Origin of the sequence: Microbacterium sp. Root322, from assembly GCF_001425645.1 — a bacterium.
GTDB lineage: Bacteria > Actinomycetota > Actinomycetes > Actinomycetales > Microbacteriaceae > Microbacterium > Microbacterium maritypicum.
This window is the reverse complement of the sequence record NZ_LMCS01000002.1, coordinates 244,794-259,449: the sequence shown is the minus strand read 5'-3', so window position 1 is coordinate 259,449 and position 14,656 is coordinate 244,794. Positions and strand designations below refer to the sequence as shown.

The window sequence follows — 14,656 nt, the reverse complement described above, 5'->3', positions numbered from 1 at the left end:
TGTGGGGCACGACGAAATCGTATCGACTCTTCGTCGATCTCGACAGGATCATCGTGCCCCACTCGGGACGTCAGCCCGCGTTCAGATGGTGATCCACTCGGTGCGCACCGTCACGGCGTCCAGCGCATCGGGATCGGGGGTGACCCCGATCCCCGGCCCCGTGGGAACCGTGAGCGTGCCATCTTCCACGACGAAGGGATCGGTGATGTCACGCGAGTAGTAGCGGCCGGAACCCGAGGTGTCGCCCGGGAGCGTGAAGCCCGGCAGGGCGGCGAGGGCGACGTTCGCCGCGCGCCCGATCCCGGTCTCCAGCATCCCGCCGCACCACACCGGGATGTCGTTGGCGACGCACACGTCGTGGATGCGACGCGCTTCGAGGTACCCGCCGACGCGACCCGGCTTGATGTTCACGATGGAGCACGCGCCGAGCGCGATCGCGTCCGCCGCCGCCCTGGCCGACACGATCGACTCGTCCAGGCACACCGGGGTCGCGATCGCCCTGGCCAGCTGTGCGTGGCCGAGCAGATCCTCCTCGTCGAGCGGCTGCTCGATCAGGAGCAGGTCGAACGGGTCGAGCTTGGCGAGATGCCGCGCATCGCCGCGGTGGTAGGCGGTGTTCGCGTCGACCTGCAGCAGCACGTCGTCGCCGAAGCGCTCGCGCACGGCGCGCACGGGCTCGATGTCCCATCCCGGCTCGATCTTGAGCTTGATGCGCACGTAGCCCTCGTCGAGGTAGCCGCCCACCGCGCCCAGCAGCTCGGGGATCGAGTCCATGATCCCCACCGAGACGCCGCAGTCGACCCGGTCGCGGACGGCGCCGAGCTCGCGGGAGAGGGGCACTCCGGTGGCCCGCAGCTCGGCATCGAGGATCGCCAGCTCGACGGCGGCCTTCGACATGCGATGCCCCTTGAACTTCGCGAGAGCAGGAGCGACGCCCCCGGCATCCAGATCCTTCACCTGGGCGAGCGCCGGCAGCAGGAATCGAGTGATCACATCGACGCTCGCCTCGACGTACTCCGAGGAGTACAGCGGGTCGTTCATCGCGACACCCTCGCCCCAGCCCTCCGCCTCGTCGGTGACGGCGCGGACCACCAGCGCCTCGCGCACGGTCTGCACGCCGAACGACGTCCGAAACGGCGACACCAGCGGCATCTCGATCACACGCAGCTCGAATCCGGTGAGCTTCATCCCTGTTCTCCTCTGTCGATGGTGTACGCGCCGGAGCGGTCGAACGAGAGCACGCGCCCTCCACCCTCCAGCGATGATCCGAGAGTCTCGCGCAGCGCCAGACGCCACGCGGTCGCAAGCGCCGGCTCCGTGAGGCGCAACGTCTCGATGTCGCGCGGCAGTGCCACGCGCACCAGTCGCGCGTCGGTGCGATGGCGGAGCGGTCCGAGATCCTCGCCCACACCGAGCAGCGGCTCGGCGGCCGCGATGTCGCGCGCAGCGTCGAATGGCTCCCCGTGACAGGCCGCCACGACCCGGGGGTCGCGCACGTACCAGGTCACCAGCATCCGGTCGGTGTCGTCGGCACCGTTGAGAGCGTCGGCCATGTGCCCGTAGAAGTTGCGGTGGTACGACGTCGGCGTCGCGGCGAGCTTCACGAGGTTGAAGTGCGCGTTGCGGCTGATGAGCGGGTCGAAGGTCCAGGAGATCTCGTCGAGTCCCTCCTCCAGCGCCCACGCGCGCTGATGCACCTTGAGGGCGAAGCCGACGCTGCGCCCCCGCATCCGCGACGAGACACCGGCGATGTGGCTGTGCAGGGCGCGCTGATCGGGCGCGGCGAAGAATCCGAAGCATGCGCCGACGAGCTCGTCGTGCTCGAACGCGCCGCCCACATAGCTGCCGGCCTTCGACAGGGCCCGCAGAGTCTCGACGTTGACGGGGGAGGTCTCGCCCTGCTTCGTCCAGATGCTCTGGAACAGCGCGGCGACCCTGGCGAAGTCGCTCACTTCCGAGAGCAGGCGGATCTCCACCCCGGCTCTCGTGGCGGCGGCGATCGCGGCGTCGGAGGCTTCCTCCGGCGAGGCGCGGAAGGCCGCGGCATCCGTCATGCTCATACCCTTCCTCCTGCCGGCGTCCCGTGCCCTGTAGCGGATCTCTCTCGGTCAGCCAGTGCGGCGGCGATCAGCTCCCGCAGCAGCAACGTGCGCTCGGGGATCATCGCGACCGCCACATGCTCGTCGTCGGCGTGCGCGCCGCCGCCCACAGCGCCCAGGCCGTCGAGTGTCGGTACGCCGAGAGCCGCGGTGAAGTTGCCGTCGGAGGCCCCGCCGACCGCGACACCCTGGAACGGCGTCAGGCCGGAGCTCTCGCCGATCGCGACGGCCTGTGCGAACAGGTGCGCCGATGATCCCGGCTCCAGTGGAGGACGGTTCGCACCACCCTCCACGCGGATGGACGCACCCGGAAGCGTCGCGGGGATGGCGCGGAGCGCCGCATCCACCCTGTCCTGCTCGGCGACCGTGCGCACCCGCACATCGACCGCGAACTCCGCCTCGGCCGGCACCGTGTTCGTGGTGCTGCCGGCGCGCAGGAGCGTGGGGGTCACGCTGGTTCCGGCGTTCGCGTCGCCGAGCCGGGAGATCGCGAGCAGCAGGTGCGCGGCCTCGACCGCGGCGTTCACACCGCGTTCCGGTTCCAGTCCGGCGTGCGCCGCCCGCCCCGCGATATGCACTCGGTACAGCGAGACGCCCTTGCGGGCGATCTTCACGGCGCCGTCGTCGGCTGCCGCTTCGAGCACGAACGCCGCGGTGCAGCCGAGCGCCTCCTGCTCGATCAGCGTGCGCGAGCTGGGAGAGCCCAGCTCCTCGTCTCCCGTGATCAGGATGCTGACGCCGGTGCGGTCGGGCAGCGCCGCCACGGCGTGCAAGGCCATCACGACCCCGGTCTTCATGTCGAAGCATCCCGGGCCGCGCAGCACGCCATCGTCGACCCGGAAAGGAAGCCGCTGTAGCGAGCCGAGGGGCCAGACCGTGTCGTGGTGGCCGAGGACGAGCACGACCGGATCGCCGAACCGCCAGCGCAGGTGGGTGCGCCCGTCGATCACGATGCGCTCCGGCGCTGTGCCCAGAAGCCTTTCGCCGAGGGCCGCGAGGACACCTGCGCTGCGGGCGACGGCATCGAGGTCGTCCGACGGCGACTCGCAGGAGACGAGTGTCTCGATTTCGGCCAGGACCAGGTCGAGGTCCGGGCCCGCCTGCACGCTCATCACGACACCTTCGGCGCTGCGCGCACGCCGTGGTGCAGATAGCGCTCGCCGCTGGGCAGGGAGTAGAAGACCACGGCGTGCCAGGCCTGCTCACCCTCCGTGCGCATCACGAACTCGCCGGGGCGGACGGGCACCAGCGGGTGCTCCTGCACGGGGTCGGGGAGCAGCGCCGCGAGGGGACCGTTCAAGGTCGTGCGCATGCGCAGTCCCTCGTCGTCGCGGAAGATCTCGGTGCGCACACCGGCCCGGTCGTAGATGCCCTCGAATTCCGAGAAGTCGGCGGTGAAGGGCTCCTCGGGCGGGACGAGTCCCGCAGGCAGGTGCACGTCGGCGACCTCGGCGAAGATCTCCCCGAAGAGCGCGTCGTACAGGTCGCGGGTGTTCCCGCCGTTGGCGAGCAGGGTGACCGCAACGCCCTCGTCGAGCAGGATGCGCAGGAAGGACGACTGTCCGATGGTGTTGCCGTCGTGGCCGACGAGCTTGCGGCCGCCCCAGTCGAAGCGGATCCAGCCGATGCCCCAGCTGTCGCCGATCGAGTACGGATCGGGCACATCGACCTCGTGCTGCTGCATCCGCTCCACGCTGGCCTCCGAGAGCACCCGCGTGCCGTCGGCGGCCAGGCCCCCGGTGAGGTGCATGCGGGCGAACGCGAGCACGTCGGCGGTGGTGGAGTTGATGAGACCCGCCGGCCCCATCGAGCGGGGGAGCATCCACGCCGGGGCGAGCGTCGGTCCCTCGTCGCCGACCTCGGTGTGGCCGCTCGCCGCGCGGAACATGATCGCCTCCTCCGGCAGCGTGCACGAGTGCGTGAGCCCGAGCGGGGTGAACAGCAGGTCTCGCATGGCCTGATCCCAGCTGGTGCCGGTGATCTTCTCGATCACGCGGCCGGCGAGCACGAATCCCGAGTTGCAGTACGACATGGTCGCACCGAGCGGATGGTTCTGCGCGACCCCGTCGAGCAGCGCGACGTACTTCTCGAGGGTGTCGTCACCGCGACCGGTGTCGGTGAACACGTCGCCGTCGATCCCGCTGGTGTGACTGAGCAGGTGGCGCATCGTGACGGTGCGGGTGACTTCGGCATCGGACGAGGCGAACTCCGGCACGTAATCGACGATCGGGGCGTCGAGATCGAGCCGACCCTCGTCGACCAGGCGCATCACCACGGATGCCGTCCACACCTTGCCCATCGAGCCGATCTGGAAGACCGAGTCGTCGGTGGTCTCGATCCCGGTGCGCACGTTGAGTATGCCGTGATGGGCATACACCGGATCCTCGCCGAGGCGGAGGATGCCGAGCGTCGCACCGGGAACCTTGTGCGCCTCGGCGAGGGCACTCAGCCGCTGCTGCCAGTGACGGGCGTCGAGACGTGCGCGCACCGGCTTTCCCGCCGGCGGCGCATACTGCTCCACCCAGTCGATCACCCGTCGGGAGTAGTCCGCCCGGTGCGAGGGAGGGCCGGAGAGCACGAACAGGTGCGAGCCGCCGGGGTACAGCACGAGCCGCGTGGGAACGTTCCGCTCGCGCAGCGCCGTGAACCACTGCTCGGCCTGGCCCACCGGGCAGCGGTCGTCCGCCGCGCCATGCAGGATGAGAGTGGGAGTGGTGACCCGGTCGACCTGCGTGTACGGCGACTGTGCCGAGATGCGCTCCTCGTCGCGCCAGGGCAGACCGCCGTTCTCCTTCGCGGAGAGATGGTGGCCGAAATCGGAGGTTCCGCCCATCGAGAACAGGTCGGTGACCACACCTCCGGCCACGGCCGCGGCGAAGCGGTCGTCGCGCGAAGTGAGGTAGCAGGTCATGAAGCCGCCGTAGCTGTACCCGGTGACGGCGAGGCGGGCCGGGTCCGCGATGCCCTCTGCCACGAGCAGGTCGATCGGCTCGAGGAAGTCGTTCGCGTCACTGACGCCCCACTCGCCGGAGACCGCGGCGAAGAACGCGTCACCGTAGCCGTCGCTGCCGCGGGGGTTGAGGGTGAGGATCGCCCAGCCGCGGCGCGCGAGCACCTGGTGGTACGGGTGGATGAGGTCAGCAGCACCGTTCCAGGCGTTGTGCGGCCCGCCGTGCACGTCGAGCAGCAGCGGGAGAGGCCCCGTGGCGTCGGGATCGCGGCGCAGCCATCCAGTGACCACGGTGCCGTCGGAGATCGTGAAGCGGCGTTCCTCGGCCGGGACGAGTTCGACGTCGGGCGTGCCGTATGCGGTGAGGATGTGCGTCGGTCCGCCGCCGAGGTCCACGAGGGCGACGTCGCCGAACGACTCCGGCGTCGCGAGCACGATCGCGGCCGAGGATCCGGCGATCGACAGCCCCGACACGTTCGCGGTGCCGTCCACGAGCGACACGGCGCCCGTGCCGTCCTGTGCCACGCGGTACACGTGCGAGTAGCCGTTGTCGCGCAGGCAGAGCACGATGTCGCCGTCGTCCGTGAACTTCGGCATACCGCCGGGGTAGCCGGGACCACCCGGCATCACGTTGCGGTCGAGGCTCGCCGTGACGTTCCGTGCATCGCCGCCGTCGATCGGGAAGAGCAGCAGGTCCGCATTGCCGACCTCGGTGTCGGTGCGTCCGACCGCGAGCACATGGCGACCATCCGGGGTCCAGCCCACGGCCGTCGCCTGCACATCGGCGGCGCTGACCTGCACGGCCTCGCTGTTCGGATCGGTCGAGGAGCGCACGAACACGGGGATCCGCATCGTCAGATCCGCGTCGTCGTCGACGCTCGTGGAGTAGGCGATCCGCGTGCCGTCGGGCGACCAGAACGGCTCGGATGCGTGCGAGCGCCCGTGAGTGAGCACCGTGATCTTCCCCGAGGCGACGTCGAGCACATGCAGCTGCTGCACCAGGGTGCCGAGGTTGCCGGCGCCGTCTGCCTTGTAGCCGAGCCGGTCGGCTGCGGTCGGTGCCGACCGGCGCGCGAGGATCGTCTCGGCCCCTTCGCCAGGGAGCGCCGCGCTGTCGACCGGCGCGGTGAAGGCGATGCGCTCTCCATCGGGACTCCAGGTCGGTGCGCCGGCGCCGAGGGGAAGCGTCGTGACCTCGTGTGCCTCACCCCCTGCGGACGGAAGGAGCCAGATCTGCGCCGGTCCGTCCTGCGCACGCAGGAACGCCAGCTGCGAACCGTCCGGGCTCCACACCGGAGTCGAGTCCGCGCTCGCGCGGGTCAGTGCGACGGGGGTCCCGCCGGTGGCCGGCACCTGCCACAGCGCTCGCGTGTCGCGGTCGCCGTCACGGTCGGTCGTGCGCAGCACGAAGGCCACGCGTGTGCCGTCCGGAGAGAGGGCGGGCTGCTCCGGCGTGCGGACGGAGAGCAGATCGTCGACGGTGACGCGGTTCATGAGAGCTCCAATCGGATGGTCAGTTCACTGTGTCCGCTGGGAGCGGGGACCGTGTTGTGGGCGGGGCCGAAACCAGGGGGATGCTTTGGGAGGTGGGCACAGTTCCGAGTGCCGCGTCGGCGTGCGTGCCCGCGAAGTGACAGGCGGCGCCGGCCGCGCCCGCGGGCAGCGGAGGTTCCGCGATCATGCAGATCTGCCGGTCCGGTCGCGCCGCAGGACCGATCGGGCACCGCGGATGGAAGCGGCATCCGCTGGGCGGCGAATGGGGGTCGGCGGGCTCGACGTCGACGGGCGCGAGCGGGTCGACCGCCAGCAGGTTCCCGTTCCGGGTGGGCGCCGCCTGGAGCAGATCCCGCGTGTAGGGGTGCTGCGGGTCGGCGAGCACCTGCTCGGTGGGCCCGAACTCCACGATGCGCCCGAGATACATCACCGCGATGTGGTCGCTCAGGTAGCGAACGACCGACAGATTGTGCGAGATGAACAGCATGGTGAGGTCGAGTTCGCCGCGCAGCTCCCGCACGAGGTTGAGCACCGAGCCCTGGACCGACACGTCGAGCGCCGAGGTGATCTCGTCGGCGATCACGACCTCGGGCCGGGCAGCGAGCGCGCGGGCCAGGGCGATGCGCTGACGCTGGCCGCCCGAGAGCGCGGCCGGGAGCGACTGCGCGCGGTCGGCGTCGAGGCTCACCAGGTCGAGCAGACGCGCGACCTCGGCCCGCCGGGCCGCGGAACCGCGGATGTCGCGGGGGAGGGCCTCGGCGATGGACTCGCCGATCGTCATGCGCGGGTCGAGCGAGGAGAACGGATCCTGGAACACCATCTGGAGGGGGCGGCGACGGCGGAAGCTGCGCACGTCCACGCCGTCGAGCGTGATCGCACCCTCGCTGATCGGTGCGAGCCCGATCGCGGCGCGGGCCAGCGTCGATTTGCCCGAACCCGACTCGCCCACGAGCCCCACCACGGATCCGGAGGGGACGACGAGGGAGACGTCGTCGACGGCGGTGAGACCTGCCCGATGCGTGCCGTAGCGCACGCTGACCCGATCGAAACGCAGCTCGCTCATCGCAGGACCGTCTCTTCCTCTTCCGCCGCCGTGGCGATCGCCACGGGTACCGCTGTCTCACCGCTGACCGGATGCCAGCAGGCGACCCTGTGCCCATCGGTGTCGGCCACGAGTTCGGGGTCGCTCTCGCGACAGAGGTCGGTCGCGAGCGGGCAGCGTGCGGCGAAGGCGCAGCCGACGGGGAAGGCCCCCGGTGCCGGAGGACGGCCGGGGATCATCTTGAGCGGTTCGTCGCGGTCGGCGTCGAGCTCGGGCACGACGTCGAGCAGGGCGCGGGTGTACGGATGCCGGGCGTCGGTGTGCAGGGTCGCCGCCGGCAGATCCTCGACGATCCGGCCCGCGTACATCACGAGCACCCGGTCGCAGGTCTGCGCGACGACGGCGATGTCGTGGCTGATGAGCAGGATCGCCGCATCGGTGTCGCGGCGCACACCCGCGAGCAGCTGGAGCACCTGCCGTTGCACGGTCACGTCCAGTGCCGTGGTCGGTTCGTCCGCGATGATCAGCCGGGGGTGGTTCATGAGCCCCATGGCGATCATGGCGCGCTGACGCATGCCGCCGGAGAACTCGTGCGGGTACTGGCGGGCTCGTCGCGCGGCCGCGGGCACCCGTACCGACTGCAGCCGTTCGATCGCCCGGTCCATGGCCTGCTTCCGCGTGATGCCCTGGTGCTCTGAGGCGGCTTCGGCGAGCTGCGATCCGATGCGCCTGGTCGGGTTGAACGAGGTCATCGGGTCTTGGAACACCATCGCGAGCGAGGTGCCCAGCAGGCTCCGCACCGCACGGTCTGACGTGGTCAGCAGCGGGGTGCCGCAGAAGTCGAGCCGTGCGGCTGCGACGTGGCCTGGCCGCTCGATGAGCCGGGCGGCGGCGAGCGCGGTGAGGCTCTTGCCCGATCCGGACTCGCCGACGACGCCGATCGCCTCGCCGCGCGAGACCGTGAACGAGACGCCGCGCACCGGGGTGACCCATCCGTCTGGCGTCGGGAAGGAGACGCGCAGGTCGTCGACGAGGAGCACCACTTCTTCACCGTCGACCTGCGCGGGCTGGGTGGCGCCGGAGAGCGCGATGGCGGGCAGACGGCGGCGGCGACGGGCTGATCGCCCGCCGAGGGCGGCGGCGGCGGTCTCGCCGAGGAGGTTGAACGCCAGTCCGGCGATCACCACGGCCACCGCGGGTCCGAGGGCGGCCGCCGGGTTGAGGTAGATCCGGTTCAGTCCCTCGCCGAGCAGGCGCCCCCAGTCGTACTCGGGCACCTGCACACCCAGACCCAGGAACGACAGGCCGGCGAAGGCGAGCAGTGCGGAGCCTGCCGCCACGGTCGCATTCACGATGAGCGGTTCGCCGATGTTGGGCAGGATGTGCCGGATCAGGATGCGCAGGCGCGAGACACCGGCCACCTGCGCGGCCGAGATGAAGTCGCGACCGGCGATCGCCGCCGACAGGGTCTGCGTGAGCCGGGCGAACTGCGGGGCCATCGCGAAGCCGATCGCGAGCACGGCGCCGGTGGAGCCGACGCCGAAGATCACCGCGAAGAACAGCGCGAGCAGGAGCCCGGGGAACGCGACCGCGATGTTCACGAACCCGACGATCGGTCGTCCGGCCCACCGCGGGAGCACCGACGGCGCCGTGCCGAGCAGGGTTCCCGCGACCACGCCGATGACCACGGCGACCACGGCGAGCACCACGGAGAGCCGGGTGGCGACCAGGACGCGTGCGAGCACGTCGCGTCCGAGGGTGTCGGTGCCCAGCAGATGCTCGACGCTCGGGCCCTGGGTGATGGCGGCAGGGTTCACCTGTTCCGCCTGAGCGCCCCAGATCATCGGGGCGAAGATCGCGCCGAGGGTGACGAGCAGCATCAGGCCGAGAGAGGTGATCCCGAGCGGTGAGCGGACGATGCCTGACCATGCCGTGCGTGCCGACATCATGCCTCCCTGATGGTGGATCGAGGATCGAGGAGCGCGAGGATCACGTCGATCACGAGGTTCACGACGAGTACGCCGACGCCGTAGACGAGCACGATGCCCTGCACGACCGAGTAGTCCTTGGTGAGGATCGACTGCACGATCATGGTGCCGAGGCCCGGCCACGCGAAGACGTTCTCGACCAGCACCGTGCCGGCGACCATGCCCGTCAGCAGCAGGCCGGTGAGGGTGAGGGTCGCGGTCATGGCGTTCGGCAGCGCGTGGCGCGAATAGATGCGATGCGGCGCGAGACGCTTGGCGCGTGCGGTGCGGATGAAGTCCTGGCCGAGCACCGAGAGGACCTCGACCCTGATGATGCGCGAGAACACCGCGATCGGTCCGACCGCGAGCGCCACCACGGGCAGGACGAGCGAGAACGGGGCGGTGTTGCCTGCCACCGGGAACCATCCCAGTGACACCGCGAACACGTAGACGAGGCCCACGGCGAGGAGGAACTCGGGGATCGCGGCGAGGATCACGGATCCGGTGGCGAACGCAAGCTCGAGGCCACGTCGTCGACCGCCGCGGGTGGCGACGGCCATCGTCACCCCGAGGGGGACCGAGACCAGCAGCACCAGCAGCACCGCGAGCAGGGCGAGCTGCAGTGTGGCGGGGAGCCGCGTGGCGATGATCTGGGAGACCGGCTGACTGGTGATCATCGAGCTGCCCATGTCGCCGGTGAACAGGCCGCCGATGTAGCGGAAGTACTGCACGATGAGCGGCTGGTCGAGGCCGAGGGCTGCGCGCCGGGCCTCGACGAGCTCTGCCGGGGCGTTCAGCCCGAGGGCCGCGCGCACCGGGTCGCCCGGTACCAGGTGGATCATGAGGAAGGCAGCCGTGACCAGCACCCACACCGAGAGCAGGAACTGCCCTCCGCGCCGGACCAGGAAGGACACCCAGGGGTTGTCCGACCGTGCGGATCTGATCAGTATCGCCTGCGTGGCGGTGGTGCTGGCCATCGGCTGTCTCCGGTCTTCGGTCTACTCGTACATGCGGATCGACGTGGGGTCGATGCCGTCGCCCTCGGTGAACGTGGCCTTGGTCGCGAAGGTCGACCGGTTGATGTTCGCGTACGGCATGACGCTGGTCGTCGCGTACAGGGCCTGCTCGGCGGCGCCCCAGTCGTCGCATCCCTCGCTGCCGGCCTTGGCGGATGCCGCGGTGACGGCCGCCGTGTACTCGGGGTTGTCGATGGAGGCGAAGTTGGTGCCGTCCGGCGGGTTCGGTCCGGAGTAGAACGGAACGAGCATGCTCGGCAGCGAGACCGTGAGCGGTGCGGCCGAGATGTCCCAGTCGCCGGTGGAGAACAGGGTCTCGCTCAGGGTCGGGGAGTCCACGGCGGCGACGGTGATGTCGACCCCCAGGTCCTTCCAGGCCGCCTGGGCGAGCTCCGCCGAGGCGTTTCCGGCGTCGCCGAGCTGCGAGGAGTAGATCATGCGCAGGGTCAGCTTCTCGCCGTCCTTGGTGCGCACTCCGTCGCTGCCGGCCTTCCAGCCCGCATCGTCGAGCGCGGCGGCCGCGGCCTCGGCGTCGAACTCGGGAAGGAAGTCCGCCAGCACGTCCGCGCGGCACGGGTTCGGAGACACGGTCACCAGGCCCGTCGGCACGGTGCCGGCTCCGCTGCCGAGCACCTGGCGCATCTGGTCGAGGTCGAGCGCTGCGATCAGCGCTTCGCGCACGTCCTGGTCGGCGGTGGGGCGTCCCTCCGCCTGATTGAAGATGAACTGCCCCACCGGGGTCGGGATCTCGGTGTGGAACAGGCCCGCATCCTTCAGCCGCTTGTTGTCGGGACCGATCACGAGGGCCGCGTTGACCTCACCGGAGAGCAGCAGGTTGGTCGCGGTCGTCTCGTTCGGGACCACGCGGAACACCACGGAGTCGGGGAGACCCTTCTGCGTCGGGTCCCAGTCATCCGGTCCCCACGTGAAGTCGTCGCGGCGGGTCAGCGTGTACTGGCTGTTGGGTACGAGCTCGCTCATGGAGAACATGCCCGTGGCGCCCTCGCCCTTCGCGAGCGCGTCGGGGTCGTCGATCACGGTGCCGCAGACGATCGAGATGCTGCCGACGTTCTCGAGCAGGAACGAGTCGGGCCGCCCGCTGGTGACGGTGACGGTGCCGGCGGCGTCGTCGCCGACGGCACTGGTGCCCGGCTGCACCTGCAGACCGATCAGGGGTGAGCCGTTCGCCGGGTCGCCGATGTGGGTGATGTTGGCCGCCACGTCGGTGGCCGTCAGCGGCGTGCCGTCCTCGCAGGTGAGGCCGTCGCGCAGCGTGAAGGTGGCGGTGGTCGTGTCGGCCTCCCACGAGTCGGCAAGGCCGGAGGCGATGCTGCCGTCCTCCAGTACCTCCACGAGCCGCGCGTAGAGGAAGCGGTCGATGGAGCGGGCGACCGACATCACGGTGACGAACGGGTCGAGACTGCCCGGGTCGGTCGAGATCACGGAGGTGAAGGTCTTGCCGTCGGCGAGGACGCCGTCGGCTCCGTCACCTCCGCTCGGCGGGGCGCCGCCGGCGCAGGATGTCAGGGCGAGCGCCGCAGCGCCCAGCAGCGCGATCAGCGGGGTACGAGAACGCATCAGAAGCCTCCAGCAGTGTTCGGGATGGTGCAGGTGTGTCGTGCAGGGAGAGTGCAGTGGTGCGGGGAGTGCGGGTCAGACGGTCCGAGCGCGCAGCTGCTCGACGGCGGCGAACGCGGCGCGTCCGATCGACGCATCGACGAGAGGCTGCCGGTCGACGAGCGAGGCGGCCTGCGTGAACACCGCCACGGCGTACTGGCGGCCGTCGGGATACGTGACGACACCGGCCTCGTTGCGCCAGGTAGGGAGGGTGCCGGTCTTCGCCGCGATGCGCACGTCACCGGGGAACGCCGCGGTCAGCCGATGCGGCCAGATCTGCAGGGCCATGATGTCGCGCGCCTGACGGCAGGCCTCGGCCGGTGCCGCGGTGTCGGTCCACAGCGCGTTCAGCAGGGTGGTGACGTCGCGCGGCGTGGAGTGCGAGGTGCGCAGCGGCTGCACGACGTCGAGTGCGAGGATCTGCTCTGCGGTCGCACCGGTGAACAGCTCGTCGAGGTCGCTGTCGGCGGCGCCGCCGAGGTCTGACACCACCGAGGCGAACAGGTCTTCGCAGCATCCGATGAGACGAGTGCTGCGCAGCCCCAGATCGGTGATGACCCGGTTGACGGCCTCGCCGCCGAGGCGGTGGTAGATGATGTCGGTGGCTGCGTTGTCGCTCATCGACATCATGTTCAGTGCCAGGTCGCGCCAGCTGGCCTCGACGTCGTCGGCGAACCCGGCCGTGCCCACGCCGCCGATGCGATAGCGCGCCGTCACAGTGGTGCGCTCGGTCGGATCGAGCTCGCCCGCGGCGACCGCGCGGACGAAGGCGGTGAGCACCAGGATCTTGAACACCGAGGCGAGCACCACCGGCTCGTCGGCGCCGAAGGTCACCTCGGGGCCGACGGTCCCGCCGATCTCCCGCGCATGCAGGAAGCCCGTGGCCCCCGCATCCGCGAAGATCTCGGCGACGTCGGGCACGGTCTGCGTGTCCGTCATCGAGGCGGTCGCGTTCGTCATGCGTCGATCCGGCGGTCGGCACGTCCGGTGTGCAGGTACAGGGCGCGACCGCTGCCGTCGTCGCCGACGAACGCGTGCGGCATGTGCATGCCGTTCTGCGGTTCGCGGGGGAGGAGCGTGTCCCCGGCCCAGCCGACGAGCTCGACGGGTTCGGGAGCAGGGCCCAGCTCGGCGAAGATGCCCTTCATGGTGCGTTCGAGCCAGATGCGGCCGTCTTCATCGACACGCACGGTCGAGTCGGAGACCGACGACGAGTACGTGCCGATCACCCGTTCGAGGTCGATCGCGACCGGCGATTCCGGAACAGAGGGGAGGGCCGGAACCGTGACTCCGGCGAGAGCGTCGAGCACGGTCGACGTGATCGCGTGATACGCGTCGACCGTGCGTCCGCCGTTGGTGAGCACAGCGACCGCGACACCCGCGCCCGGCACCATCCGCAGGAACGCGTTCTGCCCGATCGTTCCGCCGTCGTGACCGATGACGGGGCCGCCGTCCCAGTCGAAGATCTCCCAGCCCAGACCCCACGCATCGCCCATCAGTCCGAGTTCGGGAAGGTCGACCTGGCGCTCCTGCATGGCCCGCACGCTCTTCTCGGAGAGCACTCTGGTGCCGTCGGCTGCGACCCCGCCGTCGAGGTGCATGCGCGCATAGGTCACCAGGTCGCGTGCCGTCATGGCGAGCATCGATCCGGCCGGGGCGTTCGAGCGCACGAGGCTCCACACCGGTGCAGGTACCGGCTCATCGCTGCCGCCTGCGGGGATGTGTCCCAGAGCTGCACGGAACATGATCGCCTCGGCGGCCGTGGTGGCCACGTGCGTGAGTCCCAGCGGGGCGGCGAGGTGGGCACGCAGCGCCTGGTCGTACGACGTTCCGCGCAGCACCTCGATGATGCGGCCGAGCACGACGAAAGCCGCGTTGTTGTAGGAGAAGCGCTCACCGGGGGCGAAGAGCTGCGGGGCGTCGGCGATCGTGGCGAGGTACTTCTCCACGGCGTCGTCGCCGACCCCGGTGTCGTTGAACAGGTCGCCCTCGAATCCGCTCACATGGCTCAGGAGCTGGCGGGTGGTGATCGCGCTCGCCGCCGCGTCGTCGCCGATCGCGAACGCGGGCACGGTGTCGCGCACCGGGACGTCGAGGTCGAGCAGACCCTCGTCGACGAGCTGCATGACGAGCGTCGCGGTCCACGTCTTCGTGATCGAGCCGATCTGGAAGACCGAGTCCTCGTCGGCTTCGACGCCGGTGTTGCGATTGAGGATCCCGGCGGCGGTGGTGAAGATCTCGCCACCGGCCAGGATCGCGACGGATGCTGCAGGGATGTGCGCGTCGGCCAGCATCGTGGGAAGGTTCTCCCGCACCCAGCTGCCGATTTCGTTCAGGTCGGACACGTGCGCTCCTCTTCGTCGAGTGGGCCGTCGTCTGCGGGCGACGGCGATGGGCCGAGACTATTCGCGCGCTCCCTCGCCTCGTTGGTGCGCGGCGACGAGACTTGCGCGGACCTTGGTGCGCTCCGA

The 14,656-nt window shown here is 70.3% G+C and carries 10 protein-coding genes; all 10 read right to left on the bottom strand.

Going from position 1 to position 14,656, the window contains the following annotated elements; all coding sequences use genetic code 11:
- Window positions 1-81: 81 nt before the first annotated feature.
- The 10 genes from menC to ASC55_RS05960 all read right to left on the bottom strand — a co-directional run bounded on the left by menC (window position 82) and on the right by ASC55_RS05960 (window position 14,530).
- The gene (gene menC, locus ASC55_RS06005) at window positions 82-1,188 is read right to left on the bottom strand and encodes an o-succinylbenzoate synthase (RefSeq protein ID WP_055873646.1); all 1,107 of its coding nucleotides are present in this window, start codon (window positions 1,186-1,188) and stop codon (window positions 82-84) included.
- Complete coding sequence (locus ASC55_RS06000) at window positions 1,185-2,054, bottom strand: GNAT family N-acetyltransferase (protein WP_055873644.1); 870 nt, start codon at window positions 2,052-2,054, stop codon at window positions 1,185-1,187. Before ASC55_RS06000 ends, menC begins: the two co-directional genes overlap by 4 nt.
- 2 nt (window positions 2,055-2,056) lie before the next feature.
- On the bottom strand, window positions 2,057-3,211 hold the full coding sequence (locus ASC55_RS05995; RefSeq protein WP_055873642.1) for a M20 family metallopeptidase: 1,155 nt from the start codon (window positions 3,209-3,211) through the stop codon (window positions 2,057-2,059).
- On the bottom strand, window positions 3,211-6,543 hold the full coding sequence (locus ASC55_RS05990) for a serine hydrolase (RefSeq protein WP_055873640.1): 3,333 nt from the start codon (window positions 6,541-6,543) through the stop codon (window positions 3,211-3,213). Before ASC55_RS05990 ends, ASC55_RS05995 begins: the two co-directional genes overlap by 1 nt.
- A 19-nt stretch (window positions 6,544-6,562) precedes the next feature.
- Window positions 6,563-7,606, bottom strand: coding sequence for an ABC transporter ATP-binding protein (locus ASC55_RS05985; protein ID WP_082524247.1), 1,044 nt, complete (start codon window positions 7,604-7,606; stop codon window positions 6,563-6,565).
- Window positions 7,603-9,531: a dipeptide/oligopeptide/nickel ABC transporter permease/ATP-binding protein gene (locus tag ASC55_RS05980; RefSeq protein ID WP_200935147.1), complete on the bottom strand. Its 1,929-nt coding sequence runs from the start codon at window positions 9,529-9,531 to the stop codon at window positions 7,603-7,605. Before ASC55_RS05980 ends, ASC55_RS05985 begins: the two co-directional genes overlap by 4 nt.
- A complete protein-coding gene (locus ASC55_RS05975; RefSeq protein ID WP_055864836.1) occupies window positions 9,531-10,529 on the bottom strand; it encodes an ABC transporter permease in 999 nt (332 codons plus the stop codon). The genes ASC55_RS05980 and ASC55_RS05975 overlap by 1 nt, the downstream gene beginning before the upstream one ends.
- A 21-nt stretch (window positions 10,530-10,550) precedes the next feature.
- Complete coding sequence (locus ASC55_RS05970) at window positions 10,551-12,146, bottom strand: ABC transporter substrate-binding protein (RefSeq protein ID WP_055873634.1); 1,596 nt, start codon at window positions 12,144-12,146, stop codon at window positions 10,551-10,553.
- Between the two features lie 75 nt (window positions 12,147-12,221).
- Window positions 12,222-13,145 carry a serine hydrolase gene (locus tag ASC55_RS05965; RefSeq protein WP_235563110.1) on the bottom strand — a complete coding sequence of 308 codons (924 nt, stop codon included), beginning with the start codon at window positions 13,143-13,145 and terminating at the stop codon, window positions 12,222-12,224.
- Complete coding sequence (locus ASC55_RS05960; protein ID WP_055873631.1) at window positions 13,142-14,530, bottom strand: serine hydrolase domain-containing protein; 1,389 nt, start codon at window positions 14,528-14,530, stop codon at window positions 13,142-13,144. Before ASC55_RS05960 ends, ASC55_RS05965 begins: the two co-directional genes overlap by 4 nt.
- Between the last annotated feature and the right edge of the window lie 126 nt (window positions 14,531-14,656).

Excerpts from the sequence above, each read along its gene's own strand:
- menC (WP_055873646.1), bottom strand. The coding sequence starts at position 1,188 with ATGAAGCTCACCGGATTCGAGCTGCGTGTGATCGAGATGCCGCTGGTG.
- ASC55_RS06000 (WP_055873644.1), bottom strand. The coding sequence starts at position 2,054 with ATGACGGATGCCGCGGCCTTCCGCGCCTCGCCGGAGGAAGCCTCCGAC.
- ASC55_RS05995 (WP_055873642.1), bottom strand. The coding sequence starts at position 3,211 with ATGAGCGTGCAGGCGGGCCCGGACCTCGACCTGGTCCTGGCCGAAATC.
- ASC55_RS05990 (WP_055873640.1), bottom strand. The coding sequence starts at position 6,543 with ATGAACCGCGTCACCGTCGACGATCTGCTCTCCGTCCGCACGCCGGAG.
- ASC55_RS05985 (WP_082524247.1), bottom strand. The coding sequence starts at position 7,606 with ATGAGCGAGCTGCGTTTCGATCGGGTCAGCGTGCGCTACGGCACGCAT.
- ASC55_RS05980 (WP_200935147.1), bottom strand. The coding sequence starts at position 9,531 with ATGTCGGCACGCACGGCATGGTCAGGCATCGTCCGCTCACCGCTCGGG.
- ASC55_RS05975 (WP_055864836.1), bottom strand. The coding sequence starts at position 10,529 with ATGGCCAGCACCACCGCCACGCAGGCGATACTGATCAGATCCGCACGG.
- ASC55_RS05970 (WP_055873634.1), bottom strand. The coding sequence starts at position 12,146 with ATGCGTTCTCGTACCCCGCTGATCGCGCTGCTGGGCGCTGCGGCGCTC.
- ASC55_RS05965 (WP_235563110.1), bottom strand. The coding sequence starts at position 13,145 with ATGACGAACGCGACCGCCTCGATGACGGACACGCAGACCGTGCCCGAC.